The organism is Glutamicibacter sp. NPDC087661, from assembly GCF_044743275.1.
In the GTDB taxonomy this organism is placed as follows: domain Bacteria; phylum Actinomycetota; class Actinomycetes; order Actinomycetales; family Micrococcaceae; genus Glutamicibacter.
The window spans coordinates 67087-86864 of sequence record NZ_JBIUWE010000007.1 but is presented as its reverse complement, the minus strand read 5'-3'; the positions used below and the strand labels follow the sequence as shown (position 1 = coordinate 86864).

Sequence of the window (19778 nt, the reverse complement as noted above, 5' to 3'; positions counted from 1 at the left end):
GCAGGACATGGACTTTTCGGATCTCATCGAGAAGGCGTTCAACTTCCAGGATTACGGACTGCTGCTTCCGCTGGTGACCAATTCCCTGATTGCCGGTGCAGTTCTGGGCGTGGTTGGCGGTCTGATCGGCATCTTCATCATGATGCGGGACATGGCTTTCGCCGTGCACGGCATCGCTGAGCTGTCCTTTGCGGGGGCGGCCTTCGCCTTGCTCATCGGCGCCGACGTGGTGACTGGCTCGGTGTTCGGGTCCATGATCGCGGCGCTGATCCTTGGCATTCTCGGAACCCGGGCGAGGGACCGGAATTCCATCACCGGCGTGCTGATGCCTTTCGGCCTTGGCCTGGGCATCTTGTTCCTTTCGCTGTATGAGGGGCGAAGCGCCAATAAGTTTGGCCTGCTGACCGGCCAGATCGTGGCCGTGGATGACGTGCAATTGACAGGAATGCTGGTCCTTTCGACGGTGGTAGTGATCGCGCTGCTGGTTATTTGGCGTCCGCTGACCTTCGCTTCGGTGGACCCGGTGGTTGCCAATGCCCGGGGCGTGCGCACTGCTGGCCTGTCCATCGTCTTCATGATGATCCTGGCGCTGGCTGTAGCGGTGACGATTCAAGTGGTCGGTGCCTTGCTGGTGCTGGCGCTGCTAATCACGCCCGCCGCAGCCGCCATGCGTGTGAGTTCCAATCCGGTCATCACCGTCGTGCTCTCCATCGTGTTCGCGGAACTGGCTGTCGTGGGCGGCATCCTTCTTGCGTTGGCTGGTTCCTTGCCGATCAGTCCGTATGTGACCACGATTTCGTTCGTGATCTATGTGGTCTGCCGCGGAATCGAAGCGGTGCGTTCCCCTCGCCGCCACCAAGTCTAGGGGCTGCATTCGGCCAGCGCGCCCCCGCTGGTTCCGGGCTCGGTTGACTAGCCGGCAGCCGAACCTCCAAGCTGGAGCATGAGCAAAATTCCAGCCAGTGAGATCTGGCCATTGGTGCATGCCGAACGCCTGGCCCTGATCGATGATCTGGGAACTTTGGATCCGGATCAGTGGGGAGTTCCCTCCCTGTGCGATGGGTGGAGCGTCCATGACGTGGCTGCTCATTTGGCAGATAACGCGCGTGCGACTTTCTTCCGCCTGCTTGCCGGGATGGCCAAGGCCGGATTCAGCTTGGACCGCCAGAACGACAATGGCGTGGCCGCCGAGAAGGCCGCAACTCCCGATGGGACATTGCGCAGGCTCGTTGAGGTCGCGGCTTTGCGGGCCACTCCACCGGTTCCGATTGCCAGCAGGTTGGTGGAGGAAATCGCCCATGGGGAAGACATCCGTCGTGCCGTGGGCCTGAAACGGGCCTATCCTGCAGAATCCCTGGAGCCAGCAATCAAATACCAGGCAGCCACGCCGCAAGGTGTTGGGGGTGCCAAGGAATTAGCGAGCAGGGTCCAGCTGTGCAGCGACGACGAAGGCTTCCGGCTGGGCATCGGCCCGCAGATTGCAGGACCGCGCCTGGAACTGCTGATGCTGGTTTCAGGCCGAGGCAAGCACGCGGTTGGCCTGTCGGGTCCGGGGCTGGCCCTCGTGCGGTAAATTGCAGAAAGGTGAGGGGCCGCGCGGCAGAACGCGCGCCGCTGCCTAGGTTTCAGTAGGTCCTGGTCCGTCGGGCCTGGTGAGCCGTTCCTTGAAATCAGCGAACCATTTCGAGTCGCGCATTAGTTGCGGGAATGGCTTGTGCATGAATCCAGTTGCCGGTGGCGCAGTGGATCGATAGGACATCGCCGAGCCCGGACAGATCATCATCGAGTGCCGATCGCGGAAAGCGGTGTACTCGTACCAGCCGTCGGCCTGCTTTGCCTTGTTGCAGGTCGCGCAACGGCCCGAGGCATTGGCCACGGTCGTCTTGCCGCCACGTGCATACTGGAGCACGTGGTCTGTTTCTTCGACCAGCCCGTCGCAGAAGGGCGTTCGGCAATGCCGATCGCGAATCCCGATGAACCTCTTGAGCTTATCCGGGAAGATCCGGGCTTTGGAATCCATCGCGATTAGTTCCTGGTCCCCGGGAGCGGTGTAGAGACGAGTTATCTCCGTCATCACTTCGATCCGCTCAATATTCTCGGGGGCGAGTTCGGCTTCCATTTCCGCGAAGGTCAGCTCGTTGGGAATCTGGTGGCCGCCAATGAGTTCCCGCGCAGTCTGCGCGGGGATGAAGCCGTAGCCTTCCAAGTGGGCCGGTTCGCGATCACCCCTGAACAGCGCTCTATCGGTCATGACCAGTCCGAGCTGGACGTTGATCTTCTGCTCATTGTTTTCATCGAAGAACATGTAGCGGGCCAGCAGATCGGCCTGGATCTGGGTGCGGGTGCGGGCATCGCCCTTGCGCTTGATCCTGCATGACTGGTTTCGCAGCGTCATCTGCAATCCGGTTCCGCCAACGATAGGCAGACGGGCCTGGAGGAAGACGCACCCTGCTTCCCGATCGGTGCGGAAGCGAACGTAGCGTTGCTGGTTGGCTTCCTTCAGCTTCTTGTCTTCCCGGTCCGATGCGTACTTGATCGTGGAGCTGGTGACCGTCTCCTTGATGCGCTTGGGGCCCATGGATTCGAACATGTCTGGATTCTGCCCGTAGATCGCATCGAACTCGGTGCGGCGCAATGGCCGGACTTCCTGCAGCGGGGTGAGCATTGCATTGATCTGCGCTTCGGTGAATTCACCACGGGAGAATGCGGCAGCGATATTCGGGGTGTCCTCGAAGAGGATGCGGCAATTGGCCAGGTAGTTCCTGGAGCCTCGTTGAGTCTGCTTGCGGGCGATGGCGACGCGGCTGGCCGCTCCGCGGACCTGGTCATCGATGTTGGTGCCGCGCTCTTCATTCTCGCGCAGGATTTCCTTCTCCAACTGGTGAGCCAGGCCGGCTTGCTGATAGCGCAAGGATGAGACCAGTCCTTCGACGGACTCGATAACCCGGGCGCACGCGGCCTTGCCGCCGTGGTCATGGAACCATGACAGGTCGTTCTGCAGCTGGATCAGGTGGGATTCGAAATCCGGCTGATCTGCTGGGCGGGCTAGGCTGTTTACGTGCGCCTTTGCTTCGAGCATAGTACTAGTATACGCCCATTGTTCGAATATGTCTTCGAATAATTCAGCTGGGGATTACCGAATTCTTGGGGCGCTGAACAGTCCGCTGGACCCAGGTCCAGGCAGCGGAAAGGGCTACGAGGCAGCGGGGGCGCCAGCCTTGGCTTTGGCACGGCAGTCGGCGCAGAGGCCGTAGATTTCCACGGTGTGCTCGGGATCGGCGAAGTCGTGCTCCGCGGCAACCCGAGCGGCCCAGCGCTCGACGGAAGGGGCAAGTACCTCGACGGTTTTGGAGCAAACGCGGCAGACCAGATGATGGTGGTGGACCTCGGTGACGCACTGGCGGAAGCGGGCTTCGCCATCTCCGCTGCGCAGCACATCGACCAGGCCATCGTCGGCCATGGACTGCAGCAGGCGGTACACGGTGGCCAGCGAAACCTTTTTCTCCGAATCCTGCAGCCAACGATGCAGCTGCTGGGCGGTGGCGAAATCATCGACCTCGCCCAGTGCCTCGGTGACGGCCAGGCGCTGCTTGGTGACCCGGGTTTCTGGCTGGGACATCGACGTGCACCATTCCTTGAGTTTGTTGCGGACCGGCGATGAGCCAGCGAACTGGGCCAATCACCTGCGGTTTCCCTCAATTTTAGCCAACTTTGCGTTGCAATGCGTGTCTGGCTCTGGCATGGGCGGGGCGCTGAGCCTACGCTAAGGATATGCGCATCAAACTTAGGGGCCATTCCTGCTTGGAAGCGAGCACGATCGACGGCAAGGTCTTGCTGGATCCGGGCGGATTTTCGCAGCTTGACGACGCGTTCGACGGCATCAATGCCGTGCTGGTCACCCATGAGCATGCTGACCATGCCGACCAGCCGGCCATTGCCGCCGCGCTGGAGGCGAATTCCATCCTGGAGCTCTACGCGCCGGCCGCGCTGGCGCAGGCGATGCGCGACCAGCTGCCGCCAGCGGCCCAATCCCAGGTGGTGACGGTGCGAGCCGGGGCCGACTTCATTGTCGGCGGCATTCGCGTACGGACTTTCGGAGGCACCCACGCCACCATCCACCATTCCATTGCAGTGGTTGCCAACGTGGGCTACCTCCTGGGGGACCGCGCGGTAGGCCAGCTGGAGGTCTTCCACCCGGGCGACAGCTACCAGGTGCCGGTGGGGGCGCAGCCGGATGTGCTGCTGCTGCCGGTGATGGCCCCGTGGGGCAAGATGGCCGAGGCTGCCGACTTCGCGGTGGCCGTGGATGCGAAGTGCTGGATGCCGATCCACGACGGGCTGCTCAACGCCGACGGACTGGGGCTTTTCGATCGCCAGCTCGGCGCGATCGCCCAGCGGGCAGGATGCAGCTATGTGCGCTTGGAACCTGGAATCGAACATCATCTCGACGAGTTGCTGGGAGGCACCAACGAATGAACCCCTTGATAAGCGCCGCGCAGCTTCGCGAAATCCTGGACGCCGGGGGCCAGCCGGTGCTGCTCGATGTGCGGTGGGTCCTGGGCCGCGACGACGGGGCGCAGAGCTACGCTGCCGGGCATATCCCCGGCGCGGTGTTCGCTGACCTGGAAAAAGAGCTTTCCGGTGCGCCGGGCGAGCATACCGGCCGCCACCCGCTGCCTTTGCCGGCGGACTTCGAGCAGGCCGCGCGCGGCTGGGGCATCAACGCCCAGAGCCACGTGGTGGCGTACGACAACTCCGGAGCCCTCGCCGCGGCCCGGGCCTGGTGGCTGCTGCGCCATGCCGGATTCGACCGCGTGCAGGTGCTCGACGGCGGGCTCGGGGCCTGGACGGACGCCGGCGGAGAGCTGGCGCTGGGCTACGAGCAGGCCGCCAAGGGCAGCGTTTCGCTGTCGTGGGGCCGGATGCCGGTGGTGGAGTACGAGGAGCTGGACACCTTGCCCGGCACCCTGATCGACTCGCGGGCCACCGCGCGCTACCTGGGCATCGAGGAGCCCATCGACCCGGTGGCCGGGCATATTCCCGGTGCGCTGAACCGTCCCACCACCGACAACCTCGACGCGCAGATGCGTTTCCGGGCGCCGGAGGTGCTGCATTCCAGCTTCGTGACGCTGGGTGCCCACAGGCCGGGATCGGCCGCCTACTGCGGTTCGGGGATCACCGCGGCGCACCAGGTATTGGCCGCGGCAAGTGCCGGGATCCCGCTGGGGCTCTTCCCCGGCAGCTGGTCCGAATACTGCTCCTACCCGGATGCGCCGGTCGCTACGAGCGACGAGAAGCACCGCCACTAGAATTCAGCCATCGAGCAAGAAAGGCAGCAATGAGTACGCTGTTCACCAAGATCATCAACGGGCAGATCCCGGGCCGCTTCGTGTGGGAGGACGAAACCTGCGTGGCGTTCTTGTCCATCGGGCCGCTCTCCGACGGGCACGCACTGGTGGTTCCGCGCGAGGAAATCGACGAGTTCACCGATGCCTCCGACGAGCTGGTTGCGCACCTGACCCTGGTCGCGGCCAAGATCGGGCGCACCCAGAAGCGCGTGTTCTCCGCGCAGCGCGCGGGCCTGATGATCGCCGGATTCGAGGTGCCGCACCTGCATGTGCATGTCTGGCCGACCAACTCGCTGGCGGACTTCGACCTGTCCAATGCGGCCGATAACCCGGATCCGGTGGCCATGGACAAGAACGCGCAAGCGCTTCGCGCGGGCCTGCGCGAAGATGGCCACGGGGAATTCGTGCCCGAGGCCTAGCCGGTGCAATTCATCCGCTACCAGGGCACCGAGCCCAATCACCGCGGCGTGCACCTGGGGATTTTCGCGCTGGCCAATTCCCTGGGCCACGGCGGGAAGCTGAGCGCCGCCGAACACGCCATCTGGCGTGCGGGCAACGACTGGTACGACGCTGCCTATCCGAACCCGAGCCGCACCCATCGGGCAATCTACGATCATGCGATCAACCCCGGGGCCGTGGCGTGGTTCAAGGGCAGCGCGCAGCACCTGCTGGAGCGCGTCGAGCCGTATTTGCGGTTGCTCGACGCGCACCGGATCGGCTGGGAGAAGCTGGAAAGCAGTGCTCCGGGCACCATCATCTACGAAGATGACGTGCAGGTGATCGCCACGCCCGCAGTGCCCTAGCCCTTCACCCGGCGCATGGTCATGTGGGAGGTGACGCGGCGGACCGCCGGCAGCGCGGTCAGCTTGGGAATCAGGTCCCGGTCGTAGGCCTCGGCATCGGCCACCTGGATGCGCAGGAAGTAGTCGGGCTGGCCGTAGAGGCGGCGTATTTCGGTGACGCCGGCAACGGTGTCCACCGCCTTCTCGAATTCGTCGAGGCTGTGCTCGTTGTTCATTTCGACGTCAATGGCCACGGTAACCTCGAAGCCCCTGCCATAGGCCTTGGGATTGACGATCGCCTTGTAGCCATGGATGATTCCCTCGGCCTCCAGGCGCTGGACGCGGCGCAGGCAGGGAGCGGGGGTCAGGCCCACCCTGCGCGAGAGCTCGAGGTTGCTGATGCGGCCGTCATTTTCCAGTTCGGCAATAATTGCGCGGTCAAGATCATCCATGCATCTATTATTGCCGATCCAACCCGTCGGTTGGCTAGAATTGGCAACCATATTTGGCTTGGAATTTCCTAATATTGCTTCATGAGCGAAAAACTGGCAATTAAAGGTTCCCGGCCTTTGTCCGACGAGGGCCGATGGCAGCAGATCAGGCTGGGCGCGAAAAATGTGCTTCCCGCCAGTCTGGCGGTCATGCCATTGGGCCTGGCCCTGGGCGTGCTGCTGGTGCGCTCGGGATTGCCCTGGTGGTCAGCTCCCTTGCTTGCCGGGCTGGTGTTCGCCGGTTCCCTGGAATTCCTCTTGATCGGGCTGCTTGCCGCCGTGGCGCCGCTGTCCCATATCGCCCTGACCACGCTGGTAGTCAATTTCCGCCACGTATTCTATGCGATCTCTTTCCCGCTGCACCGGGTCAAGGGCCAGGGGGCGAAGTTCTACAGCATGTTTGCGCTGACCGATGAGGCCTATGCGCTGACCCTGCAGGCCGAGCGGAAGGACTATTCCTCGACGCGGATCCTGGCCATCCAGAGCCTGTTCCATGCAAGCTGGACCACCAGCGTGCTGGGCGGATCGCTGCTGGGCGCAATGATCCCCGAATCCATCAGGGGTCTGGAATTCGCGGTGACCGCATTGTTTGCCGTGCTGGCGATCGAAGCGTTCAAGGCCTACCGCAGTGTGCCGCTGTCCATGCTGGCGCTGATCAGCGCCGTGGCGGCCAGCTGGATCGCACCGCAGAGCATGATGGTGGTAGCCATGGCGATTTTCCTGGCCGGACTTGCGGCGGCCTACCTGCTGCGACGGCGCACCGGCACCGCTCAGCAGGCCGGCGGGCAGCAGGCGGGAGAAGCAGCCGATGCCCGATAGCCTCTACCTCTTCTCGGCCATCGCGTTGAGCACCGCAGTGACCTTCGGGCTGCGCGCCTTGCCCTTCGCCTTCATCGCCAAGTTGCGCAGCAACGCGTTCATCAACTACCTGGCGCTGCGCATGCCCTTGGGAATCATGGTGGTGCTGGTTGCTTCCACGGTGCCTGCCGGCATTGCGGATCCGGCCGTGGCGTGGCCGGTGGCCACCGCCCTGGCTTCCACCGTGGTGCTGCACCTGCTCAAGTCCAATGCGGTGCTCAGCGTGCTGGGCGGCACCGCCGTCTACGTTGGGATCCTCAGCTGGCCGCTATAGCTGCGCCAGCGAATCCTTGATCGCCTTGCGGATGCGCTTTTCGCTGACCGAATAGGCGGTGCCCAGCTCCTGGGCGAACAGCGAAATGCGCATTTCCTCCAGCATCCACTTCACCTGGGCCAAGTCCGCCGGCACCCGGGCTCCGGGCGGAACCCGATCCAGGGCGGTATCGTATTCGTCTTCCAGCTTCTGGATCACGACCAGGGCCTGGGAATCACGGGTGACCGCACCTGCGCGCAGCTTCTCCAAGCGCATCTCGATGCCCTGCACATAGCGCGGCAGGCGCATCAGGTTCGCTGCCCCGGTGGCCGCGATGAAGCCCGGATAGATCAGCTGCTCGAGCTGGGAGCGGATATCGGTGACTGCCGCGAACATCGCCAGGGAGTTGGTGCTCTTCAGATCCTTGTTGATCCGGGTCGAGGAGCCGAAGACCTTCGCCACGATCGCGGTAATCGTGAAGACCGTGTCGATCTGCTCGGCGCGCACCGTCTCGAACAGCGCCTCGAATTCGGCGCGGTTCATCGGCAGCTTCTCGGGCACCAGCTGGTCTACCGCGGCCATGGTGCAATCGGCAATCAGCTTCTCGATGGACCCGTGCGGGTTCTGCGTGAACACCAGCTTCTCAGCGTTCTTCAGGTGCGAAATCACGAACTTCCCGGCAGGCGGCAAGCGCAGCATCAGCAACCGGATGACACCGGTGCGGTGCGCCGCATCGCGCTCGGCCTGGGTGCGGAAAACACTCAGGTCGACCTTTTCGCCGGTGTCCATCAGCCCCGGATAGGCGGTGATCTGCTGGCCCATCACCGTGGTGGTGACCTTGGCAGGCAGCGTATCGCCCAGGGTTTCGCCTGATGATTCCAGCTGCGGCCAATGATCCAGCGACTTCTGGTCCCAGGCGCCGGTGGCCGCCGCTGCGGTGGCCGCGGCGCCCTTCTTCTTGGACTGCGCCTTCGACGCGGCCGCAGGCCTGCCAGGCACCCCCGGCTTGCCGGTGGCGACACCGGGGGAGTTGACCCCGCTGGCCAGCGCGGCGCGGTTGGCCGCGGCGAACTTGTACTGCAAGGAGGCCAGGTCATCGCCGCTGCCCAGTGCCTTCCCCGAAACATCGGTGACGGTGAAGCCGAAGCGCAGGTGCGCTGGCAGCGTGGAGAAATCGAACACCGAAGGCTCGACGACCATGCCGCGCAGCCGGCGCAGCACCAGCGCCAGGGAATCGGCCAGGTCATCGGCCGCCGGATCGAAGTCCGCCTCCAGCATGGCCAGCGCCTTGGCCGCCACATCCGGGGCAGGCACGAAGTTCTTGCGGATGGCCTTGGGCATCGAACGGATCAGCGCGGTGAGCAGCTCGTGGCGCAACCCCGGAATCAGCCAGGCGAAGCGCGCGGGATCCAGCTGGTTCAAGAACACCACCGGGACGGTGAGCGACACGCCATCGCCTTCTCCCGGGGCGGCCGCCGGGTTGTACTCGTAGGACAGCGGCAAGTGGATGCTGCCCAGCTGCCAGGTGGTGGGGAACGCGGCCTCGTCAACCGCATCGGACTCGGCCAGCAGCGCCTCGGGGTCGAAGTCCAGCAGCGAGGGATCGGTGGCGCGGGCCTTCTTCCACCAGCGGTCGAAGTGGCGCTCCGAGTAGACCTCGGCGCCCACCCGGGCATCGTAGAAGGCGAACAGGTCCTCATCGGAAATGCGCAGGTCATGGCGGCGCATGCGGGTTTCGAGCTCTTCGACTTCTTCGAGCAGCGCCCGGTTCTTGGCGAAGAACTTATGGTGGGTGCGCCAATCGCCCTCCACCAGCGCGTGGCGGATGAACAGCTCGCGAGCCAGGTCCTTATCCACCCGCCAGTAGTGGAACTGGCGGCGCGGGATGATCGGCAGGCCGAAAAGCGTGACCTTCTCGTAGCCCATGACCGAACCGGTGCGCTTGGACCAGTGCGGCTCGGAGTGGGTGCGCTTGAGCAGGTGCGGAGCCAGCTCTTCCACCCATTCGGGGGAGATGGCCGCGTTGGTGCGGGCCCACAGCCGCGAGGTTTCCACCAGCTCGGCGGACATCACCCAGGTCGGGGACTTCTTGAACAGGCCCGAGCCGGGGAAGATCGCAAAACGGGTGCCGCGCGCGCCCAGGTAGTCGCGCTTGCGCTCATCGTAGAGCCCGATGTGCCCCAGCAGGCCCGACAGCAGCGACTTGTGCACCTGGTCCTCATTGGCCGCCGGGTCGATCGGGGCGGCCGCCATGGTGATGCCCAGCGGCTTGGCCAGCTGGCGCAGCTGGGTGAACAGGTCCTGCCACTCGCGCACGCGCAGGTAGTTGATGAACTCGTTCTTGCACAGCCGGCGGAAAGCGGAGGAGGACAGGTCCTTCTGCTGCTCCTGCAGGTAGGCCCACAAATTCAGCAATGCAATGAAGTCGGACTTGTCATCGGCGAAGCGCTTATGCAGCTCCACCGCACGATCACGCTGCCCGGTTTCCTCGCTGGGACGCTCGCGCGGATCCTGGATGCTCAGCCCGGCAGCCAGCACCATCACTTCCTTGGCGACCCCGCGCTGTGCGGACTCGACGATCATCCGGCCCAAGCGCACATCCAGCGGCAGCACCGCCAGCGCCCTGCCGGTTTCGGTCAGCTTCGCGGCCTTGTCCTGCTCCAGTGCACCGAGCTCGCGCAGCAGGTTCACTCCATCGGTGATGGCCTTGGCTTCGGGCGGCTGGACGAACGGGAAGCTGGCCACCTCGGCGGCCGAAGCGACCACGCCCATGGAGATCATCTGCAGGATCACGCTGGCCAGGTTGGTGCGCAGGATTTCCGGGTCGGTGAATTCGGGACGCGCCTCGTAGTCGGGCTCCGAGTACAAGCGGATGGCGATGCCCTCCGACACGCGGCCGCAACGTCCCGAACGCTGGTTGGCGCTGGCCTGGGAGACGCGCTCGATGGGCAGGCGCTGCACCTTGGTGCGGTGCGAGTAGCGCGAAATGCGGGCGGTGCCGGTATCGATCACGTACTTGATGCCCGGCACCGTCAGCGAGGTCTCGGCGACGTTGGTGGCCAGGATGATGCGCGGGGCGCCACCGGGGTGGAAGACCCGGTGCTGCTCGGCCAGCGACAGCCGGGCGAACAGCGGGAGCACCTCATAGCGCGGCAGGCGCTTATTGGCGGTGACCATGGCGCGCAAGGCTTCGGCCGCGTCGCGGATTTCGCGCTCGCCGGAGAAGAAGATCAGGATGTCCCCGGGCGCTTCGCCGCTCAGTTCCTTGACCGCGTCGGTGACCGCATCCAGTGGGTCGCGTTCTTCCTCCAGCGTGTTCTCCGCGGCCTCGTCCGCGTCGACATCGAGCTCGGCCTGCAGCGGGCGGTAGCGCAATTCGACGGGGAAGGTGCGCCCGGAAACCTCCAGGATCGGGGCAGGCTCGACGCCGCCGCCGGGCAGCGGCTTGCCGAAGTGCTCGGCGAAGCGCTGCGGGTCGATGGTGGCGGAGGTGATGATGATCTTCAGCTCGGGGCGCTTGGGCATGATCTGCTTGAGGTAGCCCAGCAGGAAATCGATGTTCAGGCTGCGCTCGTGGGCCTCGTCGATGATGATCGCCGAGTATTTCTTGAGCAGCTTGTCGCGCTTGATCTCGGCTAGCAGGATGCCGTCGGTCATCACCTTCAGCTTGGTCTTGCGCGAAACCTCGCCGGTGAAGCGCACGTGGAAGCCGACTTCCTCGCCGATTTCGGTGCCCATTTCCTCGGCGATGCGCTCGGCCACGGTGCGCGCGGCCAGGCGGCGCGGCTGGGTGTGCCCGATCATGCCCTTCTCGGCCAGGCCGAGCTCGATGAGCATCTTGGGAAGCTGGGTGGTCTTGCCCGAACCGGTTTCGCCGGCGATTACCACGACCTGGTTTTCGCGGACCGCGGCGAGGATGTCCTCGCGGCGGGCTGAAACGGGAAGGGCTTCGGGATACGTAATGCTGAGCGCCATGATGTTCCCATTCTATTCGCGCCACGCATTTTCGTGGTGGCCGCCGGGCCGAAGCCCGATTCGGGGCAGGAAATGTGCTCCCGGACGCATTGCTCCATGAGTCAAATTTTCAGATTGTCCAAGCAATTGTCGACAAGTTCGGGCCGGTAAATACAAAACTTCCAGATTCTGCTTCCCGGCGGAGCATTTGTGTCCACAAGAATCCGTATCAAGATGCAAACGTCTAGGAATCGACCTTGATTGTAGGCAAGGTGAGGTCGTTCACATGTAAGATCGGGGGTAATCATCGATGTGATGCCTGGACGGTTCCCGCATGCTGCGCACCAGTTGCGCTTCATAACCAGGCTTCCGCGCTATCGGTGGGAATCACTCGCAAGGGAACTTTGAAAGGAACTTCAATGAAGAGCTTCACCGCCATGAAATTCGCTGCCATCGCAGCAGCTGGCGCACTGGCCCTGACCGCCTGCGGCGGCAGTGGCGAGCAGGGCACCGCGGAGGGCGGCGACGAGGCCGTCAAGATCGGCATCTCCCAGTTCGTCTCGCACCCTTCGCTGGACGCAGTGGTCACCGGCTTCAAGGCAGGCATGGAAGAAGCCGGCTACACCGGCGAGAAGATCAGCTACGACGAGAACAACGCCGAAACCGATCAGGCTACCAACACCTCGATTGCCGGCAAGCTCGCCGCTGATTCGGATATCGACCTGGTGCTGGCAATTGCTACCCCATCGGCCCAGGCTGCGGCGCAGGCGATTACCAAGGTTCCGGTGCTCTTCTCCGCTGTGACCGACCCGGTTGATGCCAAGCTGGTCGCCTCCAATGAAGCTCCGGGCGCGAATGTCACCGGCACGTCGGACATGAACCCGGTCGACGAGCAGCTGCAGTTGCTCAAGGACCTGGTGCCCGATGCCAAGAAGGTCGGCATTGTCTACTCCTCGGGTGAAGCCAACTCCGCAGTCCAGGTGAAGATGGCCAAGGAAGCAGCCAAGGGCCTGGGTCTGACCATTGAAGAAGCCGCAGTCTCGGCGTCCAGCGAAGTCCAGCAGGCCGCCAGCTCGCTGGATGTCGACGCGTACTACGTTCCGACTGACAACGCTGTCGTTTCCGCCCTGGAAGGCCTGCTGCAGGTTGCCGAGAAGAACGGCGTGCCGGTCATTTCGGCTGACGGCGAGTCCGTCAAGCGCGGCGCTACCGCAACCTACGGCATCAACTACGAGAAGCTGGGCGCGCAGACCGCTGCCATGGCCGTGAAACTGCTCAAGGGCGAGGCCGAGCCGGCAACCCTGCCGGTGGAGACCATCTCCGAGGTCGATCTCTACCTGAATGAAGATGCCGCCAAGAAGGCAGGCATCGAATTCACCGACGAGATGAAGTCCGAAGCCGTAGAGGTCTACTAAGCCCCGGCAACAACTTACCGACGCAAGGCGAGGCGCATAACCTGGTGCCTCGCCTTTCGTCGTGATTACCTGCAAAACTTACAACTCAAGGATCCACACATGATCACAGCGGTTGAACTCGGCCTGATTTACGCCATCATGGCGCTCGGGGTGTACCTGACCTTCCGTATCCTGGACTTTCCCGACCTGACTGTCGACGGCAGCTTCACCACCGGTGCCGCCGTCGCCTCGGTGGGCATCGTGAACGGGATGAATCCCTGGCTGGCCACCGTGCTGGCCTTCTTCGCCGGCATGGTTGCCGGTGTCATTACCGGCCTGCTGCATACCAAGGGCAAGATCGACGGCCTGCTCGCCGGCATCCTGACCATGATCGCGCTGTACTCGATCAACCTGCGCATCATGGGCAAGGCCAACACCCCCTTGCTGGGGGAGGAGACCCTGATCAGCCCGATGCGCGTCTCGGGCCTGCTCGGCTCATGGGCGTCGGTGGCCATCCTCTTTGCCGTCTGCCTGGTCTTCGTGGCAGCGATCGTCTGGTTCCTGCACACCGAGCTGGGCATGGCCATGCGGGCCACCGGCGACAACCAGGAAATGATCCGTTCCTTCGGCGTGAGCACCGACAACCAGAAGATCCTGGGCCTGGCGCTGTCCAACGGCCTGGTGGCGCTGTCCGGTGCGGTCATCGCCCAGTACCAGGGCTTCGCCGATATCGGCATGGGCATCGGCCTGATCCTGATCGGCCTGGCCTCGGTCATCGTCGGCCAGGCGATCTTCACCCAGCGCTACATCTGGCTGGCCGCCATCGCGGTGGTCTTCGGCGCAGTGATCTACCGCCTGGTGATCCAGATGGCCCTGTCGGCAGGTCTGGAGGTCAACGACATGAAGCTGATCTCCGCGGTCCTCGTCGTCGTCGCCCTGCTGCTGCCGAAGTGGAAGGGCTTCCAGAAGATCATCAAGAACTTCAAGCGCACCCCAGCAGCAGTTGAAACCAAGGAAGAGGTTCGCACCAATGCTTGAAATCAAGAACCTGTCGCGCACGTTCTTCCCGGGAACTGTCAACGAGCGCAAGGCGCTGCGCAACATCAACCTGAACCTGTCGGACGGTGAATTCGTCACCGTCATCGGCTCCAACGGCGCCGGCAAGTCCACCGTGCTGAATATGGTTGCAGGCAAGCTGCAGCCCGATGCCGGTTCGGTGTCCATCGCGGGGAAGAACGTCACCAGGATGGCCGACTACACCCGCGCCAAGTACATCGGCCGGGTATTCCAGGACCCGATGGCCGGCACTGCGCCGACCATGTCCATCGAGGAGAACATGGCTCTGGCCTACGCCCGCGGCCGTTTCCGCGGCCTGGGCCTGGGCGTAGGCTCCAAGCGGCGCGAGCTGTTCGTCGAGGAACTCAAGAGCCTGGAACTCGGTTTGGAAGGCCGCTTGAAGACCAAGGTGGGCCTGCTCTCGGGCGGCCAGCGCCAGGCGCTGAGCTTGCTGATGGCCACCTTCTCCAAGCCCAAGATCCTGCTGCTCGATGAGCACACCGCGGCCCTGGATCCGCAGCGTGCCGCGCTGGTCTCGCGCCTGACCAAGGAAATTGTCGAACGCCACCAGCTGACCACGTTGATGGTGACGCACAATATGGAACAGGCGTTGCAGCTGGGCACCCGGCTGATCATGATGCACGACGGGCAGATCATCCTGGACCTGGACCAGGAAGAGAAGTCCAAGATGACCGTCAAGGGCCTGCTGGAGGAATTCAGCAAGATCAAGGGCGCACAGCTCGATGACAAGACCATGCTGCAGTAGCAGCTGGCCAGTATCCGTGCAGGCTCCGCACCCGATGGGTGCGGGGCCTGTCGGGTTTAAGTCAGCGGTTTGCGCAGGCGGTGCTCGACGCGTCCCGAGCTCCGGTCGATGACTTGCTGTCCTGTCCATTGGTACCCGCAACGGCGATAGAGCGCCTCGGCACATGCATTGCTGGCGATAAGCAGACTGGACATGGCTGGGGCAGTGACCAGCAGGATGGATCAGTTCTACACCTGTCGGCCTGCCTGCGCTGTCAAGATCCTAGTTCACGAGGTACGGCATGCTAGAAGACTCGATTTCTGCCGTTTCAACTGCTAGCTCATGAGAGAGCGCGACATGCGCGGCCGCAGCTCTGGCATCGTAGGTGGCATTAATGGGTTTACTCATGCAGCTGATCTTCGATACTCAATATGAATTTGAGAAATATTCATGCAGTTAAAGATGCATTGCTATAAACCTGCCTAGGATTAACACCTTCTGCGAAACGAATGGTGGACTATTGAGAACCCGTAGCGCGTACATAGCTGCAGCGACAGGAGTCGTCGGTCTGGCTCTCATCACTGGATTGCTGTCGGGTTGCTCTTTGACTGGGAAATACTCCGATGAAACCTGCGACGGCCGCAAACCCGTCAGCTCGTTAGAGCAGGCGGGCACGGAATTGGTAGTTGCTGCGTATGCTGGCGATCGCACTGGAGTTTGCCGGGTTACTTCGCCATTTCCAGGAGGAAACCTGGATGACGAGATGGTCAGCCAGACTCGGCAGATTCTAGAGAACCACGGCATTACACCTGAAAATGTGTCGGTCGTGGTTGGAGAGCAGTTTGGAAGCGCAGTATCCGTTCACCTGACTGACGGTAACCAGTATGCTCGGCACTCACTGTGGGTCGGTGGCCATAGTATCCGTGAGGAAGGATTCACTATAGGGCTACCGGAGGAACTGTATCCTGCTGCGCCCGAGCATCCGGCATCCCAGTCATCCACGGTTGATCCCTAAGCTTTGCAATTCTAGTGATTCAGGATTCTTGGCATCCGGGTATCTCGTAAGCGCGATACAAAGCGAAATTTCCCCGGCTATTGCTCTAAGTGGAGCTTTGGTTCCCTCTCGGCAATGCCGGTTAGGCTTTCGCCGAATCATTAGCGCGGACAGTCAGCTGCCGCGCGATGTCTTTAGGCTTTTCGCCTAGTGTCCAAATGAAACATCGGAAACGCCTGTTTATTCTTCATTCGTGGCATAAACAGTGACCCAGACTCCCACCGGCTCTTTGAATTCGAGCTGTACCTCATTGGTGTTGATTTGATGTGCCGGGGTAGAAAGGCTCGTATATATTTCTGAATTCGAATCGCAACCACTCGCACCGGTTTTTGATCCACCTAGCAGGATAATCTCCCAAGGGGACGTTGCATCACATGAAATTATGAAGCCAACTGAATCAAATCCTCCGGGAAGATCCCCGAGGCGCAGAGTGGTCGAGCCCACGGAATGAGTTTCATTGAGAATCTGGAAGGAGTCTTCGCTCTGGGCGAGGAATTCGGCATGCTTCTTTAGGGGATCTGGCGATTCCGAGGTGCTGGCCGACGTATCTGACGAAGGAATCTCTCCAAGCGCTGTCTCAGGGGAAGTCGAAGGGCTGCATGAAGACAGTGCCAAAGCAATCACAGAAGCAAGTGAAATGATTCCAAAGAGGCGTTTCGTCATGTGTCAAGATTATCTTTTAGCGGGATAAAATCAAGAGTTCATGAGAGTACTTCGATTTCCCGCGTTTTCGCTCGGGTAGTTTGCCGAGGAACTCTTGAATGGCAGCGATGCGAATTCAGTGTCGAGTGGATGGAGTATCGCTCTTTCCATCAAGCGGTGGGCAGTTAGCGGCCGCGGGCAATTTGATGCGGGTATCGCCATCTCGGATTGGTGACGAGCCCGGTCCATGCCGGCAGTAGTTCCCGAATAGGCCGGTCGGGTCGACTCCGAGATCCCCTATGTGCAGTTCTGGATTTGAAGCAAGGTCGCCGAGCGGTCCCAGAGTTGCTTCGCTAGTACCTCATCATGGATCAGCGGGTTGACCTTCGATGCGATCTTTCCCGACTCGTAGTAGGCGCCCGGTTCGAATTGCACGCCAGGCTTCGCCTCCGCAAGCCAGACGAGCTGGTCGGCACCCTTGCTCGAGTCGACCGTGAAGAAGCGCCTAAGCGGACCGTGGTAAAGGAACTTCAATAACCCCTTGGAGTCCGAGGCGAAACTGGTGCCAACGATCCCGGGGTGGAACGCCACGGCGTTAATCCCGGAACCGCCAAAGCGCCGCTGTAATTCCGAGGTGAACAGAATGTTCGCCAACTTTGCATTGCCGTAGGCGGCCCTCGGTGAGTAGCTGTTTTCGCCCTGTAGGTCCGCAATGTCGAATTTGGCCATGAGACGCGCAGCCATGCTGGCGGTCTGAATGACCGTGGCACCCGAATCGATTAGTCGTTGCAACAACAGATTCGTGAGCAGGAAGGGCGCGAGGTGATTGACTTGGAAAGTCTTTTCGAATCCATCCACGGTCAGTTCGCGCTCTGCCTTGATCCCGCCGGCATTATTAGCCAGCACATCAATTCGGGGATACTTCTGGAGCAACTGCGTGGCCAGGCCGCGTACCTGTGCGAGCTGGCTGAAGTCTGCCACGAAATAGCTGGCGCCTAGCTCATGGGCGATGGCCTGGGTTTTGGTTTGCGACCGACCGACAACGACAATCTGGTGCCCCTGTCGTGACAGTTCTCGGGCCGATGCGGCCCCGATCCCGTCGCTGGCTCCGGTAATGAGAATGGTTTTTTTCATGGTGCCCTTAAGCGCTTGTTGGTTTATCCGAGTTTAGGGCCTAGCCGAAGCTAAAGGTTGTGGCGACGGGGAAGCTGCCAGAAAATGCTGACAGGAGATTGTTCGCGGCCTCGCGCGAGCTGCGGCGTGAGAAGAAGAGCGAAAAAAAGCAGGCCCTGGTAACCAGGACCTGCAATTTAGGTGGTGCCCCTGAAAGGAATCGAACCTTCGGCCTTCTGCTCCGGAGGCAGACGCTCTATCCACTGAGCTACAGAGGCGTGTTGCTGGGCAACAGGAAAAATACTATCAGGTCGTCACTTGATCTGCGCAATTCCAGCACCTTGGCACGCATGTGTTGCAAAAGTCACCGGGTTGGGCCAGTCTCACAGGCGATGCAAGTCATGAATGCTGAAGAAGCACGGCAATTGCCGGTATTCTTGAACGGTGACTCCTGAAGAACTCTCCGCAGCAATATCCGCATGCCTCACCGAAGCCGTAGCCGCCGGCGAAATCTCCGTCGAGGTGCCAGAGACCGTACGCGTGGACCGCCCGAAAAGCCGTGAACACGGCGACTGGGCAACCAACATCGCGCTGCAGCTGGGCAAGAAGGCCGGCATGGCCCCGCGCGACTTCGCCCAGATCCTGGCCACCCGACTTGCTTCGGTCCCAGGAGTCGGCGCCGTGGACATCGCAGGTCCCGGCTTCCTGAACATCACCCTCGAAGCCGGCGCTGCCGGCGAGCTGGCCCGCACCATCGTCGAGGCGGGTTCCGCCTACGGCAGCAACGAGGCCCTGGTCGGCCACGTGGTCAACATGGAATTCGTTTCCGCGAACCCCACCGGCCCGCTGCACATCGGCCACACCCGCTGGGCCGCGCTGGGAGATGCCATCTCCCGTGTGCTGCGCGCTTCGGGCGCTTCGGTGACCAGCGAGTACTACATCAACGATGCCGGCAACCAGATGAACGTCTTCGCCCGTTCGGTGTACAACCGCATCCACGGCCTGCCAGTGCCAGAGGGCGGCTACCCGGGCGAATACATCAAGGAACTGGGCGACGCCGTCCTGGCCCAAGCCCCGCAGCTGCGCGAGCTGGACGAAGCAGAAGCAATTCCTGCCCTGCGCGACGCCGCCTACAAGGCGCAGCTCGAAGACATCAAGTCCACCCTGGCCGACTTCGGCGTCAGCTTCGACGTGTTCTTCTCCGAAACCACCTTGCATGAGGGCGGTGCGGTGGCTGACGCCGTGGCCCGCCTGCGCGAACAGGGCCACATCTTCGATCTGGAGGGCGCGGTTTGGCTGCGCACTACCGACTTCGGCGATGACAAGGACCGCGTGCTGATCCGCGCCAACGGCGAGCCGACCTACTTCGCCGCCGATGCCGCCTACTACCTGTCCAAGAAGGACCGCGGCTTCGAAGAGAAGATCTACCTGCTGGGCGCCGACCATCACGGCTACGTCAACCGCCTGAAGGCGATCGCCGCCTGCGCGGGAGATGACAAGGACAAGAACATCGAGGTGCTGATCGGCCAGCTGATCTCCGTCAACGGAGCCAAGCTGTCCAAGCGCGCGGGCAACATCATCGAGCTGCGCGATTTGATCAACTGGATCGGCGCCGACGCGCTGCGCTACTCGCTGGCCCGTTTCCCGGCTGATTCGCCGATCGCGCTGGACCCCGAGCAGCTGAAGAAGAACACCAATGACAACCCGGTGTTCTACGTCCAGTACGCCCATGCCCGTTCGTGCGCCGCGGCCCGCAATGCCGCCGCCAAGGGCGTGACCCGTGACGGCTTCGATGCCGCGCTGCTGACCGACCCGACCGAAAACGAGCTGCTGGCCGTGCTCGGCCAGTTCCCGTCGGTGGTTGCCGGTGCCGCGGAATTCCGCGAACCGCACCGCATTGCCCGTTACCTGGAGCAGGTCGCCGGCGCCTACCACTCGTGGTACGCCGCAACCCGCATCACCCCGGTGGGCGAAGGCGAAGCGGTCGCGCCGGTGCACGGCACCCGGCTGTGGCTGAACGACGCCGCCACCACCGTTTTGGCAAATGGATTGGAACTGCTGGGCGTTTCCGCCCCAGAGAGGATGTAA

The 19778-nt window shown here is 62.4% G+C and carries 18 protein-coding genes and 1 tRNA gene; 12 read left to right on the top strand and 7 right to left on the bottom strand.

Features of this window, described 5'->3' with window-relative positions; genetic code table 11:
- The first annotated feature begins 7 nt into the window (after positions 1–7).
- Both ACIOTN_RS16830 and ACIOTN_RS16825 read left to right on the top strand, forming a co-directional pair.
- A complete protein-coding gene (locus ACIOTN_RS16830; protein ID WP_402735754.1) occupies positions 8–865 on the top strand; it encodes a metal ABC transporter permease in 858 nt (285 codons plus the stop codon).
- A 78-nt stretch (positions 866–943) separates the two neighbouring features.
- Positions 944–1573 (top strand): maleylpyruvate isomerase family mycothiol-dependent enzyme, encoded by a 630-nt coding sequence (locus tag ACIOTN_RS16825; protein WP_402735753.1) that lies wholly within the window; start codon positions 944–946, stop codon positions 1571–1573.
- A gap of 45 nt (positions 1574–1618) precedes the next feature.
- On the opposite strand, the gene ACIOTN_RS16820 is transcribed toward ACIOTN_RS16825, so the two are convergent.
- Both ACIOTN_RS16820 and ACIOTN_RS16815 read right to left on the bottom strand, forming a co-directional pair.
- On the bottom strand, positions 1619–3079 hold the full coding sequence (locus tag ACIOTN_RS16820; protein WP_402735752.1) for an HNH endonuclease: 1461 nt from the start codon (positions 3077–3079) through the stop codon (positions 1619–1621).
- 114 nt (positions 3080–3193) lie between these two features.
- Entirely contained in the window at positions 3194–3619 is a 426-nt protein-coding gene (locus ACIOTN_RS16815) for a Fur family transcriptional regulator (protein ID WP_402735751.1), read from the bottom strand.
- Positions 3620–3771: 152 nt separating this feature from the next.
- Here ACIOTN_RS16815 and ACIOTN_RS16810 point away from each other — a divergent pair, with 152 nt between their 5' ends.
- The 4 genes from ACIOTN_RS16810 to ACIOTN_RS16795 are packed head-to-tail and all read left to right on the top strand — an operon-like array spanning position 3772 to position 6151.
- Positions 3772–4476, top strand: a complete 705-nt coding sequence (locus ACIOTN_RS16810; protein ID WP_133834478.1) for an MBL fold metallo-hydrolase — start codon at positions 3772–3774, stop codon at positions 4474–4476.
- A complete protein-coding gene (locus tag ACIOTN_RS16805) occupies positions 4473–5309 on the top strand; it encodes a sulfurtransferase (RefSeq protein ID WP_105658388.1) in 837 nt (278 codons plus the stop codon). The genes ACIOTN_RS16810 and ACIOTN_RS16805 overlap by 4 nt, the downstream gene beginning before the upstream one ends.
- Positions 5310–5338: 29 nt before the next feature.
- Positions 5339–5767, top strand: a complete 429-nt coding sequence (locus ACIOTN_RS16800) for an HIT family protein (protein ID WP_105662573.1) — start codon at positions 5339–5341, stop codon at positions 5765–5767.
- A 3-nt stretch (positions 5768–5770) separates the two neighbouring features.
- A complete protein-coding gene (locus ACIOTN_RS16795; RefSeq protein WP_105662574.1) occupies positions 5771–6151 on the top strand; it encodes a hypothetical protein in 381 nt (126 codons plus the stop codon).
- Here ACIOTN_RS16795 and ACIOTN_RS16790 read toward each other — a convergent pair.
- Positions 6148–6582: an Lrp/AsnC family transcriptional regulator gene (locus tag ACIOTN_RS16790; protein WP_105658391.1), complete on the bottom strand. Its 435-nt coding sequence runs from the start codon at positions 6580–6582 to the stop codon at positions 6148–6150. The two genes, ACIOTN_RS16795 and ACIOTN_RS16790, sit on opposite strands and share 4 nt — an antisense overlap.
- Positions 6583–6663: 81 nt before the next feature.
- Here ACIOTN_RS16790 and ACIOTN_RS16785 point away from each other — a divergent pair, with 81 nt between their 5' ends.
- Together ACIOTN_RS16785 and ACIOTN_RS16780 are read left to right on the top strand one after the other, a co-directional pair.
- Positions 6664–7440: an AzlC family ABC transporter permease gene (locus ACIOTN_RS16785; protein WP_105658392.1), complete on the top strand. Its 777-nt coding sequence runs from the start codon at positions 6664–6666 to the stop codon at positions 7438–7440.
- Positions 7430–7753 (top strand): AzlD domain-containing protein, encoded by a 324-nt coding sequence (locus ACIOTN_RS16780; RefSeq protein WP_332504321.1) that lies wholly within the window; start codon positions 7430–7432, stop codon positions 7751–7753. The genes ACIOTN_RS16785 and ACIOTN_RS16780 overlap by 11 nt, the downstream gene beginning before the upstream one ends.
- On the opposite strand, the gene hrpA is transcribed toward ACIOTN_RS16780, so the two are convergent.
- The gene (gene hrpA, locus ACIOTN_RS16775) at positions 7748–11707 is read right to left on the bottom strand and encodes an ATP-dependent RNA helicase HrpA (RefSeq protein WP_402735750.1); all 3960 of its coding nucleotides are present in this window, start codon (positions 11705–11707) and stop codon (positions 7748–7750) included. The genes ACIOTN_RS16780 and hrpA overlap by 6 nt on opposite strands.
- Before the next feature lie 398 nt (positions 11708–12105).
- Between hrpA and ACIOTN_RS16770 the strand changes: the two genes are divergently transcribed.
- From ACIOTN_RS16770 to ACIOTN_RS16760, 3 genes are all read left to right on the top strand, one after another.
- Positions 12106–13101 carry an ABC transporter substrate-binding protein gene (locus tag ACIOTN_RS16770; protein ID WP_105658395.1) on the top strand — a complete coding sequence of 332 codons (996 nt, stop codon included), beginning with the start codon at positions 12106–12108 and terminating at the stop codon, positions 13099–13101.
- Between the two features lie 99 nt (positions 13102–13200).
- Positions 13201–14118: an ABC transporter permease gene (locus ACIOTN_RS16765; RefSeq protein ID WP_105658396.1), complete on the top strand. Its 918-nt coding sequence runs from the start codon at positions 13201–13203 to the stop codon at positions 14116–14118.
- Positions 14111–14902 carry an ABC transporter ATP-binding protein gene (locus ACIOTN_RS16760; protein WP_133834474.1) on the top strand — a complete coding sequence of 264 codons (792 nt, stop codon included), beginning with the start codon at positions 14111–14113 and terminating at the stop codon, positions 14900–14902. Before ACIOTN_RS16765 ends, ACIOTN_RS16760 begins: the two co-directional genes overlap by 8 nt.
- Positions 14903–16115: 1213 nt before the next feature.
- Here the strand turns inward: ACIOTN_RS16760 and ACIOTN_RS16755 are convergent.
- The 3 genes from ACIOTN_RS16755 to ACIOTN_RS16745 all read right to left on the bottom strand — a co-directional run bounded on the left by ACIOTN_RS16755 (position 16116) and on the right by ACIOTN_RS16745 (position 17968).
- Entirely contained in the window at positions 16116–16598 is a 483-nt protein-coding gene (locus ACIOTN_RS16755; RefSeq protein ID WP_133834473.1) for a hypothetical protein, read from the bottom strand.
- 276 nt (positions 16599–16874) lie between these two features.
- Positions 16875–17711, bottom strand: coding sequence for an SDR family NAD(P)-dependent oxidoreductase (locus ACIOTN_RS16750; RefSeq protein WP_133834472.1), 837 nt, complete (start codon positions 17709–17711; stop codon positions 16875–16877).
- A 181-nt stretch (positions 17712–17892) separates the two neighbouring features.
- Positions 17893–17968 (bottom strand) — tRNA-Arg (locus tag ACIOTN_RS16745).
- Positions 17969–18134: 166 nt separating this feature from the next.
- On the opposite strand from ACIOTN_RS16745, the gene argS reads away from it, so the two are divergent.
- Positions 18135–19778, top strand: a complete 1644-nt coding sequence (gene argS, locus ACIOTN_RS16740) for an arginine--tRNA ligase (protein ID WP_402735749.1) — start codon at positions 18135–18137, stop codon at positions 19776–19778.